At 66.0% G+C, this 24,990-nt stretch carries 24 protein-coding genes and 1 tRNA gene; 11 read left to right on the top strand and 14 right to left on the bottom strand.

Going from position 1 to position 24,990, the window contains the following annotated elements; genetic code table 11:
• Positions 1-200 precede the first annotated feature (200 nt).
• Positions 201-1,280 (top strand): hypothetical protein, encoded by a 1,080-nt coding sequence (locus MKL20_RS01410; protein ID WP_244035168.1) that lies wholly within the window; start codon positions 201-203, stop codon positions 1,278-1,280.
• On the opposite strand, the gene MKL20_RS01405 is transcribed toward MKL20_RS01410, so the two are convergent.
• Together MKL20_RS01405 and MKL20_RS01400 are read right to left on the bottom strand one after the other, a co-directional pair.
• On the bottom strand, positions 1,273-2,238 hold the full coding sequence (locus MKL20_RS01405; protein ID WP_244035167.1) for a helix-turn-helix domain-containing protein: 966 nt from the start codon (positions 2,236-2,238) through the stop codon (positions 1,273-1,275). The two genes, MKL20_RS01410 and MKL20_RS01405, sit on opposite strands and share 8 nt — an antisense overlap.
• 92 nt (positions 2,239-2,330) lie before the next feature.
• Positions 2,331-2,585, bottom strand: a complete 255-nt coding sequence (locus MKL20_RS01400; protein WP_244035166.1) for a hypothetical protein — start codon at positions 2,583-2,585, stop codon at positions 2,331-2,333.
• A 199-nt stretch (positions 2,586-2,784) separates the two neighbouring features.
• Between MKL20_RS01400 and MKL20_RS01395 the strand changes: the two genes are divergently transcribed.
• Positions 2,785-3,030, top strand: coding sequence for a DUF6894 family protein (locus MKL20_RS01395; RefSeq protein ID WP_244035165.1), 246 nt, complete (start codon positions 2,785-2,787; stop codon positions 3,028-3,030).
• A 37-nt stretch (positions 3,031-3,067) separates the two neighbouring features.
• Positions 3,068-3,688 (top strand): outer membrane protein, encoded by a 621-nt coding sequence (locus tag MKL20_RS01390; protein ID WP_244035164.1) that lies wholly within the window; start codon positions 3,068-3,070, stop codon positions 3,686-3,688.
• 136 nt (positions 3,689-3,824) lie between these two features.
• Here the strand turns inward: MKL20_RS01390 and MKL20_RS01385 are convergent, their stop codons facing one another.
• The 3 genes from MKL20_RS01385 to MKL20_RS01375 form a co-directional block, all read right to left on the bottom strand.
• Positions 3,825-4,400 (bottom strand): GNAT family N-acetyltransferase, encoded by a 576-nt coding sequence (locus MKL20_RS01385; RefSeq protein ID WP_244035163.1) that lies wholly within the window; start codon positions 4,398-4,400, stop codon positions 3,825-3,827.
• 398 nt (positions 4,401-4,798) lie between these two features.
• Positions 4,799-5,842, bottom strand: coding sequence for a MaoC family dehydratase (locus tag MKL20_RS01380; RefSeq protein WP_244035162.1), 1,044 nt, complete (start codon positions 5,840-5,842; stop codon positions 4,799-4,801).
• Between the two features lie 12 nt (positions 5,843-5,854).
• Entirely contained in the window at positions 5,855-6,157 is a 303-nt protein-coding gene (locus MKL20_RS01375) for a YggT family protein (RefSeq protein WP_007567711.1), read from the bottom strand.
• Between the two features lie 123 nt (positions 6,158-6,280).
• On the opposite strand from MKL20_RS01375, the gene MKL20_RS01370 reads away from it, so the two are divergent.
• Positions 6,281-6,356: transfer RNA gene (locus MKL20_RS01370), tRNA-Ala, on the top strand.
• A 166-nt stretch (positions 6,357-6,522) separates the two neighbouring features.
• A complete protein-coding gene (locus MKL20_RS01365) occupies positions 6,523-6,801 on the top strand; it encodes a hypothetical protein (RefSeq protein ID WP_244035161.1) in 279 nt (92 codons plus the stop codon).
• Between the two features lie 56 nt (positions 6,802-6,857).
• Here MKL20_RS01365 and MKL20_RS01360 read toward each other — a convergent pair whose 3' ends face one another.
• The 3 genes from MKL20_RS01360 to MKL20_RS01350 are packed head-to-tail and all read right to left on the bottom strand — an operon-like array spanning position 6,858 to position 9,495.
• A complete protein-coding gene (locus MKL20_RS01360) occupies positions 6,858-8,429 on the bottom strand; it encodes a recombinase family protein (RefSeq protein ID WP_244035160.1) in 1,572 nt (523 codons plus the stop codon).
• Entirely contained in the window at positions 8,426-8,917 is a 492-nt protein-coding gene (locus MKL20_RS01355; protein ID WP_244035159.1) for a DUF2924 domain-containing protein, read from the bottom strand. The genes MKL20_RS01360 and MKL20_RS01355 overlap by 4 nt, the downstream gene beginning before the upstream one ends.
• A gap of 41 nt (positions 8,918-8,958) precedes the next feature.
• Positions 8,959-9,495 (bottom strand): DUF3489 domain-containing protein, encoded by a 537-nt coding sequence (locus MKL20_RS01350; RefSeq protein WP_244035158.1) that lies wholly within the window; start codon positions 9,493-9,495, stop codon positions 8,959-8,961.
• Positions 9,496-10,117: 622 nt separating this feature from the next.
• On the opposite strand from MKL20_RS01350, the gene MKL20_RS01345 reads away from it, so the two are divergent.
• Both MKL20_RS01345 and MKL20_RS01340 read left to right on the top strand, forming a co-directional pair.
• Complete coding sequence (locus tag MKL20_RS01345; RefSeq protein ID WP_244035157.1) at positions 10,118-12,091, top strand: ATP-binding protein; 1,974 nt, start codon at positions 10,118-10,120, stop codon at positions 12,089-12,091.
• Between the two features lie 634 nt (positions 12,092-12,725).
• Entirely contained in the window at positions 12,726-13,346 is a 621-nt protein-coding gene (locus MKL20_RS01340; protein ID WP_244035156.1) for a tyrosine-type recombinase/integrase, read from the top strand.
• Positions 13,347-13,496: 150 nt separating this feature from the next.
• Here MKL20_RS01340 and MKL20_RS01335 read toward each other — a convergent pair whose 3' ends face one another.
• The 5 genes from MKL20_RS01335 to MKL20_RS01310 form a co-directional block, all read right to left on the bottom strand.
• Positions 13,497-14,183, bottom strand: a complete 687-nt coding sequence (locus tag MKL20_RS01335; protein ID WP_244035155.1) for a zinc metallopeptidase — start codon at positions 14,181-14,183, stop codon at positions 13,497-13,499.
• Between the two features lie 164 nt (positions 14,184-14,347).
• Positions 14,348-18,181, bottom strand: coding sequence for a PAS domain S-box protein (locus MKL20_RS01330; RefSeq protein ID WP_313902699.1), 3,834 nt, complete (start codon positions 18,179-18,181; stop codon positions 14,348-14,350).
• Positions 18,182-18,186: 5 nt separating this feature from the next.
• Positions 18,187-18,387 carry a type II toxin-antitoxin system ParD family antitoxin gene (locus MKL20_RS01320; RefSeq protein ID WP_244035154.1) on the bottom strand — a complete coding sequence of 67 codons (201 nt, stop codon included), beginning with the start codon at positions 18,385-18,387 and terminating at the stop codon, positions 18,187-18,189.
• A 30-nt stretch (positions 18,388-18,417) separates the two neighbouring features.
• Positions 18,418-18,750 carry a hypothetical protein gene (locus tag MKL20_RS01315; protein ID WP_244035153.1) on the bottom strand — a complete coding sequence of 111 codons (333 nt, stop codon included), beginning with the start codon at positions 18,748-18,750 and terminating at the stop codon, positions 18,418-18,420.
• A gap of 310 nt (positions 18,751-19,060) precedes the next feature.
• Positions 19,061-20,440, bottom strand: coding sequence for an HD-GYP domain-containing protein (locus MKL20_RS01310; protein WP_244035152.1), 1,380 nt, complete (start codon positions 20,438-20,440; stop codon positions 19,061-19,063).
• A gap of 396 nt (positions 20,441-20,836) precedes the next feature.
• Between MKL20_RS01310 and MKL20_RS01305 the strand changes: the two genes are divergently transcribed.
• The 3 genes from MKL20_RS01305 to MKL20_RS01295 all read left to right on the top strand — a co-directional run bounded on the left by MKL20_RS01305 (position 20,837) and on the right by MKL20_RS01295 (position 22,947).
• A complete protein-coding gene (locus MKL20_RS01305; protein WP_244035151.1) occupies positions 20,837-21,058 on the top strand; it encodes a hypothetical protein in 222 nt (73 codons plus the stop codon).
• Between the two features lie 78 nt (positions 21,059-21,136).
• Positions 21,137-22,018 carry a cytochrome b/b6 domain-containing protein gene (locus MKL20_RS01300; protein ID WP_244035150.1) on the top strand — a complete coding sequence of 294 codons (882 nt, stop codon included), beginning with the start codon at positions 21,137-21,139 and terminating at the stop codon, positions 22,016-22,018.
• Positions 22,015-22,947: a molybdopterin-binding protein gene (locus tag MKL20_RS01295; protein ID WP_244035149.1), complete on the top strand. Its 933-nt coding sequence runs from the start codon at positions 22,015-22,017 to the stop codon at positions 22,945-22,947. Before MKL20_RS01300 ends, MKL20_RS01295 begins: the two co-directional genes overlap by 4 nt.
• Before the next feature lie 159 nt (positions 22,948-23,106).
• Here the strand turns inward: MKL20_RS01295 and MKL20_RS01290 are convergent, their stop codons facing one another.
• Entirely contained in the window at positions 23,107-24,009 is a 903-nt protein-coding gene (locus MKL20_RS01290) for an AraC family transcriptional regulator (RefSeq protein WP_313902698.1), read from the bottom strand.
• 178 nt (positions 24,010-24,187) lie between these two features.
• Between MKL20_RS01290 and MKL20_RS01285 the strand changes: the two genes are divergently transcribed.
• On the top strand, positions 24,188-24,940 hold the full coding sequence (locus MKL20_RS01285) for an SDR family NAD(P)-dependent oxidoreductase (protein WP_058193906.1): 753 nt from the start codon (positions 24,188-24,190) through the stop codon (positions 24,938-24,940).
• The last annotated feature ends 50 nt before the right edge of the window (positions 24,941-24,990 follow it).

Genomic DNA, 24,990 nt, shown 5'->3' with positions numbered 1-24,990 from the left:
CGCGTCCGCCTCGCTCGGTGGATGACCAGACTCACACGATGCCGATTGCGGCGCGGGTCCCCTCTCCCGTGCGGGAGAGGGACAGGGTGAGGGATGCGACCTCTCCGGACGACCCTCGTCCCTCACCCCAACCCTCTCCCGCACGGGAGAGGGAGCCCGTCGCGGCCGTCGCAACTCGATATGTGCCTTCGTCAGCCGCTTTGAGCGGCGAGAGCGCCACATCTCTCCGACCGCTGCGGGCGGCTCTGCTGATCGCGGCCGCCCTGCTGGTGCAGGGCCATCTTCTCGGCACCGCCTGGGCCATCGACGAGGCCCCCGCCCCGCCGAAGCCCCCCGAGGCCGGGGTGCCGCTGGCCGCCGCGACCGTGATGGCCGCGCCGCCGTCATTCTTCTCCTTCTCGGACACGGTGGTCAGCTACCGCTTCCAGGGGCCCTCCGCGGAGCCGGGCCTCGTCGTGGACCGCCCCGGCGGCCGGCAGGAGGCCCGCGCGGTGCCCAAGAACGTGGTCAACCTGTTCCACGCCAATTCCTGGGCCTACGGCACCAACCTGATCTCCCTGGACATCCTCCGGTCCGGATCCCAGGATCCGGCCGGCGACAAGCGGGTCCCGTTCAAGGATTACGGCGCCACGGAGGTCTACCTGATCTACCGGGGCGTACTCAGCCCGAACAAGATCTTCGACACGACAGTCTTCGCCATCCCGGGCCTCGTGAAGGATATCGGGCTGTCGTTCGGGGCCGACATCAACACCAAGGACACGAAGTTCGATTCCGAGAAGCGCGCCGGCACCTTCGGCCTCAGCTTCGCCTTCGACGTGCCGGCCGGGTTCGTGAACCTGAAGGTCCAGGGCTACAAGGAATTCTCCCGCAACGGCTTCGCCGGAACGGCACCGACCAAGGAGTCCCGCCTACCGGTCATTCCGGACTTCGATTACGCGCATTTCCGCAGCGTCGAGTACAAGATGACGCCGGAATTCGAGCTGACCTACACGATCCCGCTGGCCTTCACCGGCCTGCCCCTGGCGCTGGCCGGCTTCAACACCCTGATCCTGCCCAAGGGCCGCTACGGCCAGATCAACGAGAACCAGACGCGGGTGGAATTCGTCTCGCAGACCAACCTGGTGCTCGATATCGGGCAGCTGGTCGAGAACGCCCCCAACCGGGTCGAGGCGTTCGTCGGCTTCCAGTACTGGCACAACAAGTTCGGCGGCGATCCGCGGCGCACCCCCAACACCGAGGAGAAGGCGCTGATCGCCGGCGTCGCCTACCACCTCAAGTAGGATCGCCAGACTGGGCGCGCAGCGCGCGCGGCGCGAAGCCGAAGCGCTGGCGGAACGCGCGGTTGAAGGTCGGCACGTCGGTGAAGCCGCAGGCATACGCGATGGTGGCGATCTTCGTCCCGTCGGTGCGCAGCGCCGCCAGGCGGCGATGGGCGAGATCGAGGCGGGCATTGCGGATCGCCGCCGCGACGCCGTCGGTGCCGGCAAAGGCCCGGTACAGCTGGGCGCGGGACAGGCCGAGCGCCGCGTGGATCTCGGCCGGGTCGAGGCGCGGGTCGTGAAGCCGGCGCACGATATGGGCGCGGGCCAGGGACAGCACCGTCTCGCAGGAGAGTGCCGCGCCCGGCCGCTCCGCCGGATCCCGGACGAGGGTGCCGAGCAGGTGCAGCACGCCCGCGACCGCGACCTGCGCCTCGTCCTCCGACATCCAGGCGGCCGAGGCAGCGAAGGCGTGGAAGGCTGCCTTGAACGCGGCATGCCCGGGCCGGTCGGCGATGCAGCGCCCCGCGAAGGCATCGACGGTGCCGATCGCGGCCTCGAAGGTCGTCCGCGGCAGCGCCAGCCGGATCTCCGCGTAGTCGCTCTGGGTGCCGGCCACGAGGGGCCGCTGGCGCGACAGGAAGCTGATGTCGCCGGCCCCGAGGCGCCCGCCGCGCTCGCCCTGCTGCTGATAGCCGATCCCGTCGAGCGCTAAGCCGATCACCACCGTCTCGAGGGCGCTCCGGTCGACCTGCCGGGGGCCGATGGTCAGGCCGACCGGGCTGCTGACCGTATGGGTCAGGCCCCAGCCCGCGCCCGCCACGACGAGGCGTTTGGCCCGGAACGGATCGCGGGGATGCACGCGCCCGACATCGCCGAACGGCGCCAGCGCGGTGGCCCGCCAGAACTCGAAGGCCTGCTTCGGCTCGACGTGGCGGGTCGTCTCGATCGTGCTGGGGACCAGCGCCGGAAGGGACACGCGGCAGGCTCCGGCGCGGGCGGATCCCGCTTCTCCCCTGCGATCACCGGCCGTCGCCGCAAATGCAAGCGCCGTTCGTCCACAGGCGCGGACTATTCCGGCCGGTGCGCCCGGACCGGATTGCGATGGAGCCGCCGCTCGACCTCGGAGGTCCGGGTTCCGGGCGGAACCCCGACCACGTCGCCGTTCCGGATCGCCTCGCGGATGTTGCGTCGGGCGGCGCGACCCTCGGTGCCGCCGGGCTGCGTCACCGCCGAATCGCCGGACGGGACCAGCACGGTCTGCGCCTGCGCCGCGCCAGCCAGGCCGATCAGCAGGACGGCGACCAGGATCCGGAGAGAGGGCATGACAAAAATCTTTCGGGCTCGAAGACCGTATGGCTGCCTCACCGAGATAGGGCGCCGGGCGGCATGCAATCAGCCCTGGCCGTCGACGGGCCGCCGACCCGGCAAACCTGCGGCCGATTGGATCCGTTGGATGTCCATCCCAATTCGGAACATATATAGAACATCAGACGCTGCCGCGCAGGATCAGACAGGAGTCCCGATGGCCCGCTACCGGTTCCACTGCACCAACGGCCTGGAATGCGTGTTCGACGCCCGCGGCGCCGAGATCCGCGCGGCCGGTCGCCTGACTATCCGGGCGCGCCGGGTCGCCGCCGACGTGATGCAGGCCCTGTCCGACCGGACCGACTGGTCCGAATGGCGGGTCAGCGTCCACGACCTCACCGGCCGGCGCGTGCTGGTGCAGCCCTTCGGGCAGCCGGCCGGGGACCGGTCCCTGGCGGCCTGACCTGTTTCACCCCGGCGGGTTTCGCTATCCTGCCGGCATGACTCGATCCGCCGGTTCCCGCCTCCGCCGATTCGCCGTCGGCCTCGTGCTCGGCGCCGCCCTGCTCCCGGCCGGCCCCGCCGCCGCCCAGGTGCTGCTGCCGTTCACGGGCTTCACGCCGCTGCCGGCCTTCGCCTGGGAGCCGGTCGCGGATGCGGGCCGCTGGACCGGTTCCTATGCAAGCCTGTCCACCGGCTACGCGGTCACCACCTCCCGGCATTTCGGCAGCTACTCGGGCCCGACCATCGGTTTCGAGGGCGGCCGGATGTGGCAGGAAGGGCCGATCCTCTACGGGATCAGCGGCGGCCTGGATTACTTGGCCGGCCTCGACGGCAACCTCACCCCGGGCTTCGGGCGTCTCGCCTACAGCCGCGACTTCGCTGGCGCGCTGGAGGTGAAGGTCGGGACCCTGCTGGCGCCGGACGTGCTGCTCTACGCCAAGGCGGGAGCCGCTGCCGTCCACGACACCCTGCGGGTCGGCCCGACCCCGTTCTCCCCGCCGCTCACCCGCGAGGACATCGCGATCCTGCCGAATGCCCGGGTCGGGGTCGAATGGGCGGTCACGGACCGCCTCTCCGTGGCGGTCGAAGCCGGCGTGGTACGCAACGGCCTGCGCTGAGGCTTTTTATTTTTTGGGTCGCCCGACCACAACCGTCATTGCGAGCGCAGCGAAGCAACCCAGGGCAGCGCACGATTTGAGAAGGTAGCGGTTCCCTAGGTTGCTTCGCTGCGCTCGCAATGACGGCGCGTGCGCGTCAGCCGGAAACCAGATTCCGCTGGAGCGCCGCGAGATCACGCCAGCCATAGGCGACCTCCACGAGCGTAGCCTGCTCCCGCCGCTCCGCCCGCTCGCCGACCACGACACCGCCGAGGTGCTCGTAGAAACGCCGGGCCATCGCATTGTCGTGCAGCACCCACAGGCTGGCGGCGCGATGCCCGCTCTGAGTCAGGTGCGCCGCCAGTGCGGCCATCAGGGCGCTGCCGGTCCCGCGCCGCTGCGCGGCTCCCAGGACGTAGATCGCGCTGACCTCGCCATCGAACCCGTCCGCCGCCAGCTCGGCCGAGCGCTGGGCACCGCAGGACCCAAATCCGGCCGGCCCCGCCGACCCCTCGGCGACTTGAACGACCGTGCCGGAATCCGGATCGCCGAGGATGCGCGTCCAGGCCGCCAGCCGCGCCTCGACCGTGAGGGCCGCGATCATCGCGGCGGGCAGGAGCCCGGCATAGGTCTCCTGCCAGGCGGCGACATGGATCGCCGCGATGGCCGGCGCATCGTCCAGGCCCGCCGGCCGGATCGTCACGGCCTCCGACATCGACGGGACGGAAGCCAACGGACGCTCCTGTGAAGGTCGAACAGCAGGCCCGCTCAGGAGCGGGCGAGGGCCATCCTACACGTCGGCGTCGGACAAGGGCAGCGGAGACCACCACCCGCGCGCTCCATTCCCGCAGAGGGGCTACGGGCTACACGGGTTTCGACCGTAGCCGCTTTCATGCCGTGGGCGCAGAAGGCGCGGGTCCCCTCTCCCGTGCGGGAGAGGGACAGGGTGAGGGATGCGCCTTGTCCGGAAAGACCTGATCCCTCACCCCAACCCTCTCCCGCACGGGCGAGGGGGCGCGTCGCGGCCTGCATTAGCGCTGTGCCTCAAACACCTTTGGAGGCCGTAGGTAGAGGGGGAAAGCGCTGTCCCATCTCTGTACCAAGCGTCCTGTCGAGCCGTGAAGCCCCGGCCTACTTCGGCACGAACGCCCAGTAATCCAGATCGAGGATCACGGCCGGGTCGTAGCTCTCGCCGGCGCGATCCGGAAAAGCCCCGCAGGCCTGATTCTTGGTGGCGACCGTGCGCAGGCGCAGGAGGCCGACATCGGCGCGGCCGACATCGGCCGCGTCCAAAACCTCGCTCCAGGCATAGACCGTGTCGCCGGCAAACAGCGGCGCCACGTGGCGGCCGGCATTGATGCCGGCGAGCGCGAAGGCGTTACCCAACCCGTTGAAGCTGAGCGCCCGGGCCAGGGAGATCACGTGCCCACCATAGATCAGCCGGCGGCCGAACCGGGTGTCCTTGGCGGCCAGGCCGTCGAAATGGACCTTGGCGGTGTTCTGGAACAGGCGCGTGGCGATCTGGTGCTCGGCCTCCTCGACGGTCATGCCGTCGACATGGTCGATCTTTTCCCCAACCGCGTAGTCGGCAAAGCGATGCGGGCTGCCGGCGAGTTCCGAATCGTAGGCGGCCGAGGACAGCCTCGGCAGGGCGCCCGCGAGGTCCTGCGGATCGACCACCTTGGCCAGCGTCGGCACGTGCTCCTCGGCGATCGCGGCCTCCGGGTCGCGCTTGCGCACCAGCACCCAGCGGCAATAGCTCAGCACGGTCTCGCCGGCCTCGTCGGAGCCGACCGAGCGGACATAGACCACGCCGGTCTGGCGGTTCGAGCTCTCCTTGAGGCCGATCACCTCTGAGACGGTCGACAGGGTCTCGCCCGGATAGACCGGCCGGCGGAACCCGCCCTCCGCGTAGCCGAGATTGGCCAGCGCGTTGAGGGAGACGTCCGGCACGGTCTTGCCGAACACCATGTGGAAGGTCAGCAGGTCGTCGAGCGGGCTTTTGGGATACCCGAAGGCCCGGGCGAAGGCGTCCGACGATTGCACGGCGAAGCGCGGGCCGTAGAGGCCGGTATAGAGCGCGACGTCGCCCACCGTGACGGTGCGGGGCGTGGCGTGGCGGATGGTCTCGCCGAGGCGGAAATCCTCGAAGAACCGGCCTGGATTTGTCTTCACGGTCGCTCGATCCTACTGCGCGTAGATATATGCCTGGGGCACGGCATATTCGTGCAGAAGGCGGCTGATGAACAGCAGCAGCAGAATCAGGATGATCGGCGAGATGTCGACGCCGCCGAGATTGGGCAGCAGGTTGCGGATCGGCCGCAGCACCGGCTCGGTGATCCGGTAGAGCACCTCGCCGATCTGGGCGACGATCGGGTTGCGGACATTCACGACGTTGAACGCCACGAGCCAGCTCAGGACCGCGCTGGCGATGAGGACGTAGATGAAGAGCTGGACGACCGTGTCGAAGAGCCAGATCAGGGCGTTCATGCGGGTTCGCGCGTATCCTCGGGGCGCCCGCGCGGCGGCCCCGATGATCGGGGCGCGGCGGGCGGCGGTGAAACAGGAATTGACAGGCTGAGCCGCCCGCGCCTACAAGGCCGGCGCCTCGACGGGGCTGTAGCTCAGATGGGAGAGCGCCGCAATCGCACTGCGGAGGTCAGGGGTTCGATTCCCCTCAGCTCCACCAGGGGTCCTTGCGCAAATCGCAGGATCCGGGTGGTCGTCGAAAGTCACGTCATGTCAGTAGCTTAACTCGAGCGTCCTGCTTCAGCCGCGTCTCTGTCGTGTCTCCGGGGCCGGATCACCGGCCCTTCGGCCCCCGGTCTCCACAGGCCTCATTCCCGTTTCCTGCGATGCTACCCGCGGTCCACGATTGGTTCTTCCGCGACCGCACCAGCGGGCGCATCGTGATCGGCCAGTGGCCGAACACGCCGCTGTGGCTTTTCGGTCTGATGCTGTCCGTCGCTTGGATCGCGGGGGAGGATACCGCCGTCGGGCGGTGGGCGGATCTCGCATCGCGGATCGCCCTTGCGGTCTGGGCGGGCGATGAGTTGCTGCGCGGGGTCAACCCGTGGCGGCGCTGCTTGGGAGCCGCGGTGGTGATCGGGATGGCGGTGCGCCTATTCGCCTGATCGCTTCCGGAGGCGATGACGTCAGCCGTGGGGAGCACAGGCGGGACGCTCAGTTATCACAAGCCAAGGATGCGTTCCTGTGCATCCCAAGCGGGGGGCAGCTCGCAGAGATGACGCAGGCCGATGCCCCGGGGCAGCCGCGCCTCGACGATCACCTGCACGATGCGAGGGGAGAGTAGGGCGAGGGACAGCGTCATGCGCACCGAGCGCTCGCTGCGCTGCTCGGCCCTGGCGATCGCCTCGATGCTCGTGCTTCGCCCACCCACGAGATCCCCCATCCAGGTCCGGCCCGCGGCGATGCCTACGAGCATGCGGGTGCGATCCTCCGCCTTCATCGCCCGCAGCCGATCGCCCTCGCGCCCCGGCGGTACGACGATCGCCCTGCGGCGGCGCTGCAGCTGATGCGCGAAGGGCAGCGACAAGGGAGGGCGGTCGCCGGTGAGCTGCAGCATGAGGTGATCGGCATGCACCGTCACCGTCTCGAGTTCGGCAGCGACCACGGCAGCGTCTTCGAGCGGTACCGGGCTCGGTGCAGCGATGCTCCGTAGACCAGCCACGACCACCGCCTCGATCGGCCCGGCAGGCAAGCGCAGCCGCTTGCCATCCAGCCCGACCTCACGGGCGACGTAGTAGCGGTAGCGCAGTGAACCCTTCTGGGCATGGCTCGGCACCATCGGCTCACCTGCCACATCGCGAAGGCGCCCGGTGAGGAGGTGCACGCTCTCAGATCGCCCGCGGTGATGCTGATGGTGGTTGGTGGTGAGCCGTTCCTGCACCGCCTGCCACGTCGCCCCGTCCACGATTGCGGCATGCAGGCCTTCATGGACCTGACCCTTGTGCCGAAGCTGACCGATGTAGAGCGGATTGCCGAGCAGCTTGTACAGATGCCCGCGCGAGAACGGACCCCCACCGGTCTCTCGCCCAGCCCCGTCGCGGCGGACCGGCAGGGTGATGCCCTGCTCGTCGAGATCCTGCTTGAGCGCCGCCACCGTGCCGTGCGCGAGGTAGCCCGCGAAGATCGCCCGCACGAGGGCGGCATGTTCCTCGACGACGTGCAGGGCGCGGTCCTCGACCCGGTAGCCGAGTGGGACGACGCCGCCCATCCAGATCCCCTTGCGCTTGCTCGCGGCGATCTTGTCGCGGATGCGTTCGCCGGTGACCTCACGCTCGAACTGGGCGAACGACAGCAGCACGTTGAGCGTAAGCCGGCCCATGCTGGTGGTGGTGTTGAACGCCTGGGTCACCGACACGAACGAGACGCCGTGCCCGTCGAACAGCTCGACCAATTTGGCGAAGTCGGACAGGGCCCGGGTGAGCCGGTCGACCTTGTACACGACGATCACGTCGACGCGCCGGGCCTGCACCTCGGCGAGCAGCCGTTGCAGGGCGGGGCGTTCGAGCGATCCGCCGGAGAAGCCGCCGTCGTCGTAGCGGCCGGGTAGCAGGCGCCAGCCCTCGTGCGCCTGGGAGCGGATGTAGGCTTCGGCGGCTTCACGCTGGTTGTCGAGGGAGTTGAACTCCTGATCGAGCCCGTGCTCGGTCGAGACCCGGGTGTAGATCGCGCAGCGCAGCGTCGGCCGTGTGCCGGGGGGCGGTGCCTGTCGTGGTTTGGACGACCGGGCACTCATGCCTCAACCCTCCCCACACCGAGCTCCCCACCGCCAGTGGTCTTGGCGCGCAGGCCGAAGAAGCGGGGGCCGTTCCACTTGGTGCCGGTGATAGCCTGCGCCACGCGGGACAGGCTGCCATAGGTCGCCCCGTTCCAGGCGTAGCCCGCGTCCAACACGTGCACGGTGTGCATCACCCCGGCCCATTCCCGCGAGAGCGTCACGCCGGGGGTGTGCCCGCGTCGGTCCGGCACCGGCACCGACACGCGGATCGGCATATCGTCCCCGCTCTGGCCTCTTGGGCCCCGTGCCTGTGCGAGCCTCTCGAGCGCCCGCGCGGTAGCGCGATCGAGGTCACCATAGGCCAGAGCCTGCAGGCGGTAGGCGATCACCCGCGCGCGCAGGGCCGGCGGGAGGCCGGGAGGCGGGGCTGCGCCGAAGACCTGGCGCCAGCGCCGTTCCAGTGCCGCCGCGTCCATCCCGGCGAGCGCGTCGAGCAAGGCGGACACGTGGTCCGCCTCGCTCCCCAAAATGGGCTGGGTCCGCGCCATCAGGCGACGGCCTGAACCGGCATGCCAGCCTGCGGCTCAGCCTCAGCGCCCCGCGTCAGCGTCTCCCCCTTGCGCCGCGAGCGAGTGCCAGCGGCGGGCGAGGGTGGAAGGATGCGGTAGGCCATCGTCGCGTCTGGCCGCGCTGCCTTCGCCAGCGGCTGTCCCCCGGACCGGATCCGAGAGAGGGCCGCGCGCGTCGTGTGCGGGAGCCAGCCCGTCGCCGCGATGAGCTCAGCGAGCGTCGCTCCGTTGTCTCTCGTCAGCAGCGTCAGCACCAGCACCTTCTTGTTCGGGCGGCACGCTGTGTTGGTGCGGGCGGGCGGGGTGAGGCCAATGGCCAGGTAGCCCGTGGGTGTCAGGCGATGCTGTCCGTCCGGCGCGTCCGATGGGGTAATGAGTTCGTCGCGTAGGAGACGGCCAATGAGCCGTTTGCGACTGGCCGGTTTCATCTCTGGCGCGAAGCGTAGGCGGCCCTCGCATGCGGCGGCGGTCTGCAGGATGCTGGTCTCGGTGCGGGTGAGCGAAATGGTGGTCATGGGTCGGGGTCTCCGTCGGGGGCAGGTCAGGCCCTGCCACGACCCCGACCCCGCGGGCGGCGCAAGGCCGGCCGGCGGGGCAAAGCGTGGGTGGTCAGAATGACAACCTAGTGAAAAGAGGAATGCGTCAGCCGTCGCGTTGCCACTCCGCTACTTCCAGACTGCTGCTGATCCATACAAGTACAGTCTTAGTGACCGCGCCAACGTCTCTTAGTCTTGCGATCAACGCATCGATCCTATGGGATACGCTCAGGCTTGTCATAATGATTAGCCAGTTTCCGTGCGTCGGGCTGGAGACCACACACGCTCCGTTCGCTTCGACAGTCCAGTCGAAGCTACGGTTGGGCTGAGACGGTCCGAAACCTCGCGCCGTTGTCCACTGCGAACGGAAGCTCGTGACCCCTTACAGACGCTAGCAACGTCTGCTGTCGGGTAGTTCGGTCTCGACACCTCGCAACCTCGGCCGCTATCACTACCGACAAGGCTGTGCCTCGACTTCTCCCGCAAAACGGGCAGTGGGAGACGCCCGAATGTCGCCTTCCGCCTGTTCCGTTGGCCGCCTATAACCGCAAGCGGAACCAATCGGGCGTCAGACCATGAGCGGCGCTTCAGGGATGGGGTCGTGGCAAACCTCGAGAGCGATATCATCGGCCGAGTGAACCGGCTGGCCCTGCGCCCTACCGAGAAAAACGCCCTGCTGCCGCTCATGGAAGCGGTCAGCAATTCGGTCCACTCGATCACGGACCTCTACGATGCGGATGCCTCTACCAAGGGCCGGATCTTCGTGCGTGTCGTCAGGCTCGGGGATGACCCTGCCGGCCGGGTGATCGGCTTCGATGTCCAGGACAATGGCATTGGGTTCACTGAGGAGAATTTCCGGTCTTTCAGGACGCCGGACTCCCGGTGGAAGGAGGCGCGTGGCGGCAAGGGCGTGGGCCGGCTGGCCTGGCTGAAGGTGTTCGACCGGATATCCGTCGATAGCACCTATCAGGGCAAAGCAGGCTGGGAGCGCCGGGCCTTCGATTTCCGGCTGTCTGAGACGGATCAGATTCTCGAACGGGACACGCCAACGGTCGAACGCGCGCACCGGACCATCATCAGCTTCCGGGGCCTCAAATCTCCCTATGAGAATCGCTGCCCGGTCAAGAACGGCGTCATTGAAAACCGGATCGCGGCGCACTTCGTACCGCTGTTCGTCGCCGGCAACGCGCCCAAGGTGACGGTTGAGGATGATGGAATAACCGAGATTGAAACCGTGTTCAGTGAGAGCATCGTTGACCACGATACCACGACCATCACGATTGGCGAAGGGGATGACGCATTCCCGCTCACGGTCTGGTCGCTCAAGTGCGACAAGCGAATGCGGTTCGAGCCGCCAGCATTCAATTTTGCTTTCATCGCGGGCGATAGCCGGTCAGTGATCGATTACGCCATTGACGATCAGCTGGGCCTTAAGGCGCTAGACAGGGAGCATGTCTACATCGCCTGCGCGTCCAGCCCCTACCTCGATCAGAAGGTCAACAGCGAGCGCACGGCGTTCACCCTCGATCCGTCTGAGGTGGAGGAAATCAAGCGCGGCATCGGTCAGGCTGCCCGCCACTATCTGCGCCCCTACATCGAGGAAGCGGTTGCCCGGAAGGTCGAAACGACCCGGGATCTTATCGCGGAAAATCCGCAGTTCCTGTACTTGGCCGATGACCTGGAAAACTTCGCGGAAGGCCTGCAGCCTAACTCATACGGGAAGGAGGAGATTTTCCTCGAAATGTCCCGTGCAAGGTTCCGCCGACAAAAGAAATTTGTCGCCGTCGAAAAGTCGATCAAGACCGGGGATTTGCTGAAAGGCCCGCTGACGGAAAAGGTCGAGGAATACACAGGCTATATCGCTGACGAAAAGCGCGGCGCTCTGGCCGAGTATGTCACGCGCCGGAAGGCTGTCCTCGATCTTTTTGAAACTCTCCTCGAGTATGATGATTCTGATAAGGAAACTTACAGCAAGGAGGATGCGCTTCATCAGCTGTTTTGCCCTATGCGGATCGACTCCAAGGGCCTGACGATTGATGACCATAACCTTTGGCTGCTCGATGACCGTTTGGCGTTCTTCAACTACTTCGCATCTGATGAGAGGCTGTCGAACTACACGACCCTCGATAGCGATGAACGTCCAGACTTGGCTTTTTTCTACAATTCATGCGTGGCCTGGCGCGAGCGCGAGGATACAGACACCGTCGTAATAGTCGAATTCAAAAGGCCGATGCGCGAGGAATATAACAAAGGCAAAGACCCTGTTCAGCAGGTGCTTTCCTATGTGAAGCGGCTTAAGGAAACGTCCGGGGAAGTGGATATCAGGGGCCGCGCCATAAGGGGCATCCGTCCTAGTACCTCGTTCCACTGCTATGTCGTGGCCGACATTACACCGCAGCTCGAGGAGCGGATTATCGGCCGATTTGAGAAAACCCCCGATGGCGAGGGCTATTTTGGTTATACGACCAATCCGGCCGCGTTCGTGGAAATCGTCCCGTTCGGCAAGGTAATGCAGGATGCGCGGCTGCGGAACGCGATCTTCTTTCAGAAGCTTGGGATCACCAACACGGGTTGAAAGGCGTCGGCTCAGGTGACAGTGATTTCGCCTCTGGCGGCCATATCATCCAGGGCATGGGCCAAGTAGCTTCGGACGTGCTCTATCCGTGTTGCGATCAGGCAGGCGCCTCCTGACGGCCAGCCCCATACAATGTCGGTCACTTCTGCAAATTTCGGCTGCCGCTCGAACCCCTGCGAAGCACACTCGACGTAGTGGGTATTCCAGACCAGTGACCCGCTCAGACCATCGGGACGCGGCAGGCTGCATCCGCCAGGGAGCGGCCAGCAGCGGCTGGGTCGAGTAAGTCAAGGCCTCCATCGTCCAGACCGACCTGCACGACATCGCCGCGTGATCGTCGGGCGGCGTACGCCGCCTGCACCGCAGCATCATCCGCACGCGCCACAAGAACATCTCACAGGGGCCCTGGTCGTCTGCGCTCGGCACGAGCACTCTGACTGGCCGCACGGCATGACCGCTTTAGAGAGCGCTCAATGCACTTTTGGATGCCCGATGTGGGTCGACACCGGACGGTTGCTCAGCCGAAACCGAATGTCCGCTGTCGGGCGGTGGGCTGATGTCCGTTCATGGCGCGCAGCTGCAGCGTGGGCGGATCGCAGTGAGATGCTGATGGCTCCTTAAACGGAGTTCCATCATGCCTTCAACCAGCAACACCACCCGCCGACCGTGGAACCTTGGCCGCCTGATCGGTCCCAAACCGCCGTTCAAGCCAAAGCACATCTGGGCGATCCGCACCCGCTTACAGCACGAGGGCCGCACTCGCGACCTCGCCCTGTTCAACACTGCCATCGACAGCAAGCTGCGCGGCTGCGACCTCGTCCGCTTGCGCGTGGCGGACGTCCACCTCGGCGACGGTGTCCGCCTGCGCACCACCATCGTCCAGCAGAAAACTGGCCGACCCGTCCCGTTCGAGCTGACCGAAACCACCCGTGAGACGCTGACTGCCTGGCTCAAGCTGCGGGGGCTTCGTGCGAGTGATTGGCTGTTCCCGAGTCGCAGCCGCCCGGGCGAACACCTGACGACGCGCCAGTATGGTCGGCTCGTCGACGAATGGGTAGCGCTGATCGGCCTCGACCCGGCGGGCTACGGCACGCACAGCCTGCGTAGGACGAAGGTTGCGCTAATCTACCGGCGGACGGGCAACCTGCGTGCCTGTCAGCTGCTGCTCGGCCACACCAAGCTGGAGAGTACGGTGCGCTACCTCGGCATCGAGGCAGACGACGCGCTGGTCATGTCCGAGCAGACTGACATTTAACGAACATCGCGGCGGCCTACTGCAGGCCGCCGCACCAAGTCCCCCCGCCGTCCTATAAGGGCGCCAAACAGCGAATTTGGTTTGACCGAAAAGAGATGGTGCGCTTCCGAGTAAGCGCGGCAGGGAAATCCGACGCTCGCTTCAGAGGTTTTAGAACGGGAAGAGCCGCCGAAAGCGGGCAATGTTCACGAGCGCAACGAGTGACGAGGCCACGTATGTGAGGGCGGCAGCGCGCAGTACGGTGCGGGCGCCGGGCATGTCGCCCACGTCGAGGAAGCGACCCGTCTCCAGTATGGGCAGGGCCCGGCGGAAGCTCGCATCGAGTTCGACGGGCAGCGTCAGGAAGTGGAACAGGAGGCGAACGCCAAGGAGCGCGATGCCGATACCTACCTGCAGGGCGAGAAGGGCAGGCGAATGGACGAAGGCGAGCACCACGGGCGCGGTCATCATCACCAAGGCCGCGGCGAACTCGAAGCCCTGCACGATCGGGGCGAACCTCACCCGCGCCGCGAGGAGCCGGTCTCCCGCCGCGTGCTGGAGCGCATGGGCGACCTCGTGCGCCGCGACCGCGACCGCCGTGATTGAGCGGCCGTCATGATTCCCCGGCGACAGCCGCACGACGTTCGCGACCGGATCGTAGTGGTCGGCAGGCGCGATCTTGACGAGGACGTGCTCCAGCCGTGCCAGGTCGAGCAGATGGCGGGCGAGCTCGCCGCCGGTCCCGGGCAAGTCCGGCCGCTCGGTGGCGTATTGCTGCATCGCCCGGCGCACCCACCACTGAGGGCCGAACACCAAACCGAACAGGAGGGCGGCGCCAAGCGCTAGAAGGACGGGCACGAGGGATATGTAGGCACGCCGCCGTAGACGTGGAAGCGCGGCGTCTTACCCGAGATGTTCACCGTCCGACAATCGCGCCACAAGCGTCAAAGACCGGACTGGGTGGCAACCGGACTTTGACCCTTCAGCGGGAAGCGGAAGTTCCGCCCCCAACCTGGGCGGGCTCACGGTGCGTGGATGAGATCTTTGATCCTCGAAGCGAGCGCTTCCATCGCGAACGGCTTGGTCAGCACCTGCATGCCGGGCTGCAAATGCCCGTTGCCGAGAAGCGCGTTCTCCGCGTAGCCGGTGATGAACAGGACCTTGAGGTGGGGGCGCCGCTCACGTCCGGCATCCGCCATCTGTCGCCCATTCATGCCGCCCGGCAGGCCGACGTCGCTCACCAGCAGGTCGATGCGCACGTCCGACTGCAGCACCTTCAGCCCCGCGACGCTGTCGGCCGCCTCGATCGCCGTGTAGCCGAGATCCTCCAGGACCTCGGTCACCAGCATGCGAACGGATGGCTCGTCGTCGACGATGAGCACGGTCTCACCGTCTCCAGCACGCCCCACCTCCGCGAGCATGCCCACGACATCATCCTCGTCGGTCTCCCCGTTGTGCCGCGGCAGATACAGGCACACGGTCGTTCCCAGGCCGACCTCCGAGTAGATCCGCACCTGTCCACCCGACTGCCGGGCGAAGCCGTAGATCATCGACAGGCCGAGCCCCGTGCCCTCACCCAGCGGCTTGGTCGTGAAGAACGGCTCGAACACCTTGGCGATCACCTCAGGCGGCATACCTGTGCCGGTGTCGGTCACGCTCAGCGACAGGTACTGCCCTTCTGGGATCTCGTGCTTGATCGCGGCCGGTCGATCCAACCACCTGTTGGCGGTCTCGATGGTGATGCGTCCGCCGTCCGGCATCGCGTCGCGAGCATTGATGCACAGGTTCAGCAGCGCGTTCTCGAGCTGGCCCGGGTCAATCAGGGTGGCCCACAACCCCGCCGCACCGACCACCTCCAGCGCGATCTGCGGCCCGATGGTGCGCCGGATCAGATCCTCCATCTCCAACACAAGACGGTTGACGTTGGTGGGCTTGGGATCGAGTGTCTGACGGCGCGAGAAGGCGAGCAGGCGGTGGGTGAGCGCAGCAGCGCGCTTGGCCGCGCCCTGAGCGACCGTCATGTAGCGGTCGAGATCGTTCAGTCGTCCCTGGCTCATCCGGGCCTGCATCAACTCCAGCGAACCCGAGATGCCGGCGAGCAAGTTGTTGAAGTCGTGCGCTAGCCCGCCCGTGAGCTGGCCGACCGCCTCCATCTTCTGGGACTGGCGGAGCAGTTCCTCGGCCCGCATCAGCTCTGCCGTGCGCTCAGCGACGCGCTGTTCCAGCGTCTCATTGAGGGCGCGAAGATCCGAGGCGGCACGGTCGCGCTCGGCCTCGACCGCACGGCGCGCCTCGACGTCGAGTAGGACGCCGGGGAAGCTCAGAGGCGTACCGTCAGGCCCGTGGTCGACCCGGCCATTCGCTTCCAGCCAGTAGTACTTCCCGTCCGCGCGCCGGGTGCGATACTGATGGGCGTACGCGCCACCGCGCACGATGGCCTCGTTGATCGCCTCAGCCAATCCCGCCTGGTCATCGGGGTGAACGGTCGCGACGATTTGTGCGAGGGGGATGCCATCCCGACCGAGCGCCGGGTCGAGGCCGAAGGCGCAGGCGAAGGCTTCGTCGACGGTGAAGCGGTCGGTCGGCAGATCCCAGTGCCAAGTGCCGATGATCGCCCCGGCCGCCAGCGCGAGCTGGACACGGTCCACGTTCTCGCGGGCGAGCGCCTCGCTGGCACGCAGGCGCTCCTCCGCCACGCGCCGGGCGGTGACGTCGTTGAAGAAGATCGCGATCTGCCGGTCGACCGGATCGCCGACCGGAACGGCCCGGACATCGAACCAGCGCCCGAATGCCTCGGCATAGTTCTCGAAGTTGGTCGGTTCTCTGGTCTTTGCGACCCGCCCGTAGGTCTCGAACCAGAAGCGCTCCAGATCCGGGGCGAACTCCGTGACCCATTTCCCGCGCAGATTGACCCCGGCCTCTCGCTCGAAAGCGGGATTGGCTTCGACGAAGCGGTAGTCCACCGGCTCATCGTCGACATCGAACTTGACCTGGACGATGGCGAACGCCGCCTCGACCGTGTCCAAGATCGTCCTGAACCGCTCCTCGCTGTGCGCCAGGGCGTCGATCGCCCGCCGCTGCTCGGTGACGTCACGCGCTATGCCCGAGAACCGCAATGGACGCTTAGAAGGGTCACGTTCGATCTCGCCTTTGCGGGCGATCCAGCGAAGCTCGCCGGTATCCGGACGGCGGATGCGGTACTCGACGTCCCGGGGCGGCTCGCCCTCTCGCCGGGTCGCCGCCGTCGAGATGAGATGCGCGTCCTCGGGGATGATCAGCCCCTCGAACGCCGTCGCGGGGTAGCTCGCCCGTTCGGGCAAACCGTAGAGGCGGCAGAACTCCGGGGTCGGGGTGAGAACGTTGTCGGCTAGGTCGATGGTGAACAGGCCGACGCCGCCGGCAGCCTGAGCCTGACGCAGGCGCGCCTCGGCTTCCACAAGCGCCCTTCCCGCCATGTGCTGGTCGGTGCGGTCGCGCAAGATCTTGACGAAGCCGATGGCGGTGCCAGCCTCGTCACGCAGGGCCATCATCTCGCCGCTGCCCCAGAACCGCTCACCGCCCTTGCGCAAATGCCAGCGCTCGTCGACCCCAGGTCCCTCGGTCAGGGCGCTGTGCATCTCCTGGGCAGGGATGTCGGCGGCGCGGTCCTCGGGCGTGAAGAACACGGCGGCGGGTTTGCCGCAGACCTCTCCAGGCGTCCAACCGAGGATGCGCGTGGCGCCCTCGTTCCAGTTGGTCACATGCCCGTCGAGGTCCATCACGACGATGGCGTAGTCGGTGGCGCTCTCGAAGACCGCTCGGTAGCGGCTCTCGCTGGCTTGCACGGCACGCTGAGCGGCAGCCTCCCGGACTTCGATCAGGCCAGCCGAGGCCGCACCGGCGAATAGGCGAGCGACCTGCAGATGCCGATCCGTGAAGGCGTCCGGTCGGCTCGATTGCAGCTTCAGCACGCCGATGCTCTTGCGCCCGCGGAATACCGGCACGGTCACGCACGAGCGCAGCTTCATCCGCTCGGCCCGGAGCTGGTTCACGCGCATGTCGACCCGCACGTCGGGTACCAGCAACGGCTTGCGGGAGTGGAAGCAGGCCCCGGACAGGCTGCCCTCCAACGGAACGCGCTGGCCCTGGAAGGCTTCGAGGGTGCCGACAACGGCTCGGTATTCGAGCTCCTCGCCTTCGACGAACTCGACGGCCCCGCCATCAGCCTCGGAGACGACTTCCATGGCGCCGTCTATGAGAAGCTTCAGAATAGCGTCGAGATCGCCCCCGGCTTCCGAGATGGCCGTCTGTGTGCGGTGGAGAGTGTCACGGGTACGCTGAACCACCGCCTGCTCGGCCAGCAGCGCATCGCGCTCGATCACCGCTCGCTTGAGGTCGAGCTGGCTCATCACCTGCCGGGCGAGTGCCCTCAGGTTGCTGGCCTGGGCATCGGTCAGGCGGTCCGGGCGGGGCTTGGTGTCGATGACGCACAGGCTGCCGATGACCTGCCCCTCGGCGGTACGCAGTGGCGCGCCGGCGTAGAACCGGATGAAGGGATCGCCGGTGACGAGAGGGTTCGCCTCGGTCCGCGGATCGGTCGTAAGATCCGGGATGACGAGCAGGTCTGGCTCGGCCAAGACATGGGCGCAGACCGAGCTGTTGAGGTCAGTCTCACAGTGTGGGAACCGGACATTAGCCTTGAACCATTGGCGATCAGCCGCCACGAGGCTGACCAGCGCCACCGGGGTCTGGCACAGCTGGGCGGCCAGCTGCACGATGTCGTCGAAACCTTCCTCAGGCGAGGTGTCGAGGATGTTGTGGGCGTCGAGCGCGGCGAGCCGGACCGGATCCTGAACGACGTCTTCAATGACGGACATCGCGCTCAGACCGAACCACGCTCGGTCTCTGGCCGCTCTCCCACAGGCGGAGCACCGAGTATCGCGCCTTCACGGTCGATCTTGAGGCGCAGTGCTGAGCGGACCACTTCGCTTGCACTGGTGTAACGGCCTGAGGCGACCTGGGCCCGGATGTATGCCTCCAACTCTTTCGTCAGGGCGATGCAACGTGTGGGGGTAGCGGACATGAGCCGCCCTCGCACGGGCGGGCGGAGCTATCAATCCTTATGGGTGACGGCGGCGTTCAACTGTTCGCCATCACCGATCTCGACATGTTTTCCGTTTTCGGTGCCGATCGCGGCTCGACCACTTTCCATCTGCCCCAGTCGTATAACTTGTTTCATCAAGCGCTGGGGAGCGGACTTTCCGACCTTCTGCAATGGGTGGAAAGCGTCCCCTAGCCTTTCCCCTGGAAGCAGACGTTCAGTCTTCACCCTGACCACGACCTTGATGCCGATGTAGTCTGTTTCCAAAGGCTGACGAAGGCGACGTTCCGGAAGGCGAGTGCGATGAAAGAATTGCGCTCCTAGAAGTTGCATATCTGGTTGCATCAAATGCGATCAAAATTGCTATCAACATTTACTTTCGGACGATGCATCCTGCAATCACAGGGCAGATAAAAGATTTATCAGCCCACGCTTGCAGCGTAACCCAAGATCAGAAAGCTCAGAGCATGCTTACTCGCATCCTCAATTCGCTTTTCCTCCAGGCCTTGAGTTCGCCAGCCTCCGGTTGGGTAGTGCGTACGGTCATCGTCTTGGCGTCAGGAGAAGCATCACCTTGTGGCGCCGCCTCCGACGGTGGAGCCCGCAAGATAGTCCTGATCCGGTAGTCAGAAGGTTCGCCGAGAGGTGGCTCGGTTCAAGCTGCCCGAGCGAGATCGCCCTCGATTGCGGTGAGCGCCCGCTCCAGCGCCGCAAAGCAGAGCGGGTCGAACGCCGTGCCAAGGTCTGCGCGCATGATGCCGAGCGCCTTCTCAAGCGACATGGCCGCACGGTAAGGCCGGTCGGCGGTCAGCGCGTCGAACACGTCGGCGACCGAGACAATGCGGGTCTCGGGTGCGATCGCGTCGCCTTTCAAGCCGCGTGGATAGCCCTTGCCGTCGAGCCGTTCGTGGTGCCCGCCGCCGATGCAGGCCATCTCGTGGAACACCGCGGCGCGGGTCAGGATGGTCTCGGAAAGGGACGCGTGATTGCGCATGTCCCGCCACTCCGCGTCATCCAGTTTGCCGTTCTTGTCGAGGATCGCGTTCGAGACCCCGAGCTTGCCAACATCGTGAAGCAGCGCAGCCCGCTTCAGCCAGCGGCGGCGTTCCGACGTATAGCCAAGTTCAGCCGCGATCATGTCGGCGTAGACCGCAACCCGCTCCGAATGGCCGGAGGTGAACGGGCTCTTGGCGTCGATAATCTGAGCAAAGGCACGGGCGATGTCGTCGAGGTAGTCTTCGTCAACGACGATCGGGCTGACCGGCGCCAACGCGAACACCGCCTCCTCGACCTCATCCGAGGCCAGGGTGTTCCAGAAGCCGGGTTTGGACGCGGCCGCCTCGAAGCAGGCGACCACCTGAGGATCGAACCATGTGCCCGAGCGCGCCCGCACCTCGGCAATCGCGGCCGCGGGGCCGGCCGCGGTGTGGAACACGTCCACTACCTGAGCGAGCAGCGCTACCCGTGCGTAAATTGGGATCGCTGGGCCAGCGAGGCGGTCCGGTCGACCGCCGCCGTTCCAGTGCTCGTCCAGGGCGTGGATGGCCTCGGAGACGCTCGCGGGGAAGCGAAGCTGTCGGGCGATCTGAGCACCACGCTGACAGCGGGTCTGGATCAGGTCGTCGGTAATCGCTCCGCCGTTCTGCAGGATGTTGAGCACGGCACGGAAGCGTTCGGCGAGGCCGGCCTTGAGGCCGGTATGAGAGAAGACAAAGCCGAGCACCTTCGGCAGACTGTCGCTCACCGTTTTGAAGTCACGTTTGAAGCTGAGATCGTCGGAGAGGTAGAGTTCGCAGATGCGCGCGGCATTGCTAGAGCACCCTAGGTCCTTCAGCATCACCGTGTGGTAGAGTTCCCAGAGCTGCAAGTCCGGCAGGCCCATTTCCCGGCCGATGTTAAAGCCGATCCAGGTCGCGCGCACGCAATGCCCGACGGGCTGACCCTCCGTCAGGTCCAGGGCATGGCTCAAGGCGCCGAGCACTTCCGACAGCTGGATCGTCCTGGCTTCCTCTTCGCTGCCTGACACGATCCGCATCGTTCTCGTCCAGTCTCTTGCCTTATAGGCCTCTATAGGCGGCAAGACTGCCTGAAGAACCTAATCAAAGCGTTGCGCTGCCTTTCGCTCGCTAATCAGCCCCAAGCGGACATTTCCAGCTTCCGCAAAGGGTCGAAGTCGCCCGTTTGATCAAGGTCGAGAATTAATTCGGCGGCATCCGTGCCTGGGCGTCCTGAAACTTTTCGTCGACCAGCGCCGTAGCGATACGCGACGGAAACTTCGTGCCCAGGCTGAAAGCTTTGATTTGAGCGCGCGCTGCTTATTGTAAAATTATCATAGTATAGAAAATTAGTTTTCTAATACAAGGAACAGCAATACGATGATGCTGTTGTTCAGTGGGTTGGATAATATATTCACCTCCATAGGAGATCCTGCATGAAAAACTTCGCTCTCGCCCTCACCGCCCTGGCCGCCCTCGGCGGCGTGACGCTGGCCGCCGGCTCCGCATTCGCTGCCCCGATGGCCGTCAACGGCCTGAAGTCCGATACCGGCGTGACCCAGGTCCGCATGATGCACGGCGACCGGATGATGATGAAGAAGCGCATGATGCGGAAGCGGATGATGAAGAAGCGCATGATGATGAAGCGCGGCATGTAATTCGAGGCGCCCTGCGCTTCCGGAGGCCCCGATCCAGGGGCCTCCAACCTTTTCGAGGATCGCCCCGAGGGAGTTCGTTTGCCACGCACCTATCTGACGCGCTCGGCGCCCGACACGGGCGAGGTCGAGACACGACGCTGGATGTTCCGGCACCCGGTTGTTATCCGCGTCACGCATTGGTTGAATGCCATCTGCCTCGTCGTGCTGCTGATGAGCGGCTTGCAGATCTTCAACGCCCACCCAGCCCTATACTGGGGCAAGATCTCGACCTTTGACACGCCGCTCCTGGCGATGTCTTCGACCGAGGACGACCCACCCAAGGGCGTGACCACGGTCCTTGGGCGCACCTTCGACACCACCGGCTATCTCGGCTCCTCCGCCGGCGCCGACGGCGAGCCAGCGGATCGCGGCTTCCCGTCCTGGCTGACCCTGCCGAGCGACCAGGACCTCACCGGCGGACGCAGCTGGCACTTCTTCTTCGCCTGGGCCTTCGTCCTGAACGGCGCCCTCTACCTGCTCTACGGCCTGTTCAGCGGGCAACTCTGGTTCCGGGTGATCCCGTCGCGCGACCAGGTCCGGCACTTCGGCGCCTCGGTGTGGGAGCACCTCACCTTACGCTTTCCGCAGGGCGACGAGGCCAAGCGCTACAACGTCATCCAGAAGCTCACCTACGCCCTCGTGCTGTTCGTGTTCCTACCGGTGCAGGTGCTGGCGGGCCTGGCGATGTCGCCGGCGATGAACGCAGCATTCCCGTTCCTCCTGACCCTGTTCGATGGGCGCCAATCGGCGCGCACGATCCACTTTGTCGTCGCGGCGCTGCTGGTCCTGTTCGTGATCGTGCACGTCACCCTGGTCCTGCTCTCGGGCTTTTGGAACAACATGCGCGGCATGGTGACCGGCTGGTTCGTGATCGAGCGCAAGGTCGAGCCGGCCGGCGCTGCGGGGGAGCCCCGGGCATGAGCCACCTTCCAAGCCGACGCTCCCTCCTGACGGGGGCTTCCGCCGCGGCCGCGGCGGCCATGCTCGGCGGGTGCGACCGCCTCGGCAAGGCAGAGTGGTTCCAGCGCACGCTCAAGACCGGCGAGGACGCAAACCTGTTCGTCCAGCGCTTGCTCCTGACCGAGCGGGCCCTCGCCCCAGAATACGCCGAGGCGGCCATCTCGCCGTGGTTCAAGCCGAACGGCACCGAGGATCCGCCAGACAAGGACTACAAAGCCCTGGCGAAGGGCAGGTTCGCCAAGTACCACCTGGAGGTCGGCGGCCTCGTGGAGGCGCCCTTCAGGCTGTCCCTGGCCGAGCTCCGCGAGCTTCCCGCCCGCACCCAGATCACCCGGCACGATTGCGTCGAGGGGTGGAGCGCTATCGGCAAGTGGACCGGGGTGCCGCTCGCCGACCTCCTGACCCGGGCCAAGCTGAAGCCGGAGGCGCGCTACGTGGTGTTCCACTGCGCCGACACCATGGACCAGGGCGACGACGACGGTGCGGCGGACACCGCGCAGGATGAAGGCTCGGACGAGGCGACGCCCGCGGGCAATGCCAACCCGGCCATGACCAAGCAGTCGGGCGGCGGGGAGAGCAAGCGGAGCTCAGGCGGGCAGCAGGCGTCCGACGAAACCGCGGCCACCGCCGGAAAGCCTGTCCGATACTACGAGAGCATCGACCTAGTCGACGCGTTCCACCCGCAGACGATCCTCGCCTATGACATGAACGGCAAGGCGCTTCCCGTCTCGAACGGCGCCCCGCTTCGCCTGCGCGTGGAACGCAACCTCGGCTACAAGCAGGCCAAGTACGTGATGCGCATCGAGGTGATCGAGAGCCTTGCCGGCATCGGCGAGGGCAAGGGCGGCTACTGGGAGGATCAGGGCTACGCCTGGTATGCCGGCATCTGAGCCGTCTGCGCGCTGTCGGCTTCGGGTGGGACCCTGACCTCTGGTCCGGAAGCGGACGTTCCGCCTCCGACCCAACCCGGTCAAATTGGACACCGTTATCGCTGCCCGTAAGCAGACCTTTACGTCTCCCGCCGTGGGCAAAACGGTGCCGTTTTCGGTTCACGCAACACCCGGGCGAGCCACATCGACGGAGTTAAGCCGACTTACGGGGGGCGGCGGCCTGAAGCGAGCCATGTCGCGAGCCGGGGGCATGCCGTACATGCGCGCGTATTCCCGGCTGAACTGCGATGCGCTCTCGTAGCCGACAGAGAAAGCGATGGCTGCGGCATCGCGTGGCTCGAACAGCAACAACCGGCGCGCCTTCAGAAGGCGAAGCCGCTTCTGGTACTGGATCGGGGTCATGGCGGTGATCGCCTTGAAGTGGCGATAGAAGGCCGCAACGCTCATCCCGGCCATCGTCGCAAGGACCTTAACGCGGACTGGCTCGGCATAGTGTGCCTGTATCCATTCGAGGGTCCGTCCGACCTGGGATAATCGACTGTCCGGCCGACCGATTTGCCGGAGCAGGTCTCCCTGCGGTCCCTGAAGCACGCGAAACAGGATCTCGCGCTCGATCATCGATGCCAGCATGCCGATTTCGTTCGGTCGATCAACCAAGCGCATCAGCCGGAGCCAGGCGTCGATGAGTTCCGGTTCGGCGGCGGTGACCGAGAAGCAAGGACCACACGTCGGCGACCGGGCATCGCCAAGGTCGTCGAGCATGTTCGCGATAATGCCCGGGTCCAGGGTCAGGCTAAGCGCGAGATACGGCTCCCGGGGGCCATCGGACTGGATCTGGCCGATTGCCGGCACGTCGACCGGGATCAGGAAGTACGTCGCTGGCTCGAAGCGCAGGATCTGATCCCCGACCGAGAGGCTTTTGGTCCCCTGCAGGACCATGTGGAGCATCGGCTCGTACACCTGGTTCGAGCAGGCTTCCGCCCGGACCATCGACACGCGGGGAAGCCCTGTTGGCGTCCACTTGTCTCCGGCACGCATCACGATGGCGCGCAGTTCGTCCATCCCGTCCGTCATGCCTGATGGGCTAGCACCAGGTGATCGCCGCCACAAGCGACTGAGAAGATTGGGCAAGGATGAGCGAGTAACCGGCACGCGGAAAATCGACCGACGACTTAGGTTCCGGTCGTCGACGGGGCCCCTCGGTTCCGGTGACGAAAGTCGCGAACCTTAGGGACAAACCATGAAGCTCGATGGAAAGATCGCCGTCGTCACCGGTGCCTCCAGTGGCATCGGCGCCGGCATCGCCAAGGCACTCGGTGCCGAGGGTGCTACCGTTATCGTAAACTTTGCGACCAGCCGGACGGGAGCGGACGCCGTCGTCGCGTCCATCGAGGCGGGCGGCGGGAGGGCGGTCGCGATCCAGGCGGACATGAGCAGGTCGACCGACGTCGCCCGCCTGTTCGACACCGTGAAGGCCGCCCACGGCCGGGTCGACGTCCTCGTGAACAACGCGGGCATCGCCGTCTTCGAGATGGTCGCCGACCTCACCGAGGAAGCCTTCCACCGGCAGTTTAATGTCAACGTGCTGGGCTACTTCCTGGCGATCCGAGAGGCGGTGAAGCACTTCGGAGAGACCGGCGGCAGCATCATCAACGTCAGCTCGATCCTCAGCTCCGACCCGTATCTCGCCTCCAGCGTCTATTCGGCGACGAAGGGCGCCGTCGACACGATGACGTTCGCCTTGGCCCGCGAACTCGGACCGCGCGGGATCAGGGTCAACTCGATCCTGCCCGGCCACACGAATACTCCGGCCACCATCGGGCATTTCGACGGTGCATTCGGCGAGAAGCTCGTTGCTGGCACGCCGCTTGGCCGCTTTGGCGAGCCCGAGGACATCGCCCCAGTCGCGGTCTTCTTAGCGTCGAACGACTCCCACTGGGTGACTGGGGAGGCCATCCGGGCCGCGGGCGGCGTGCGCGGTGTAGGATACTAGCCAATCCGCCCACTCAGGCCGTAGGTCTATGTCTCACCAAGTAGCCTACG

Origin of the sequence: Methylobacterium sp. E-066 (genome assembly GCF_022829635.1) — a bacterium.
Classification (GTDB): Bacteria; Pseudomonadota; Alphaproteobacteria; order Rhizobiales; family Beijerinckiaceae; genus Methylobacterium.
This window is presented reverse-complemented; position numbering and strand designations above follow the sequence as displayed.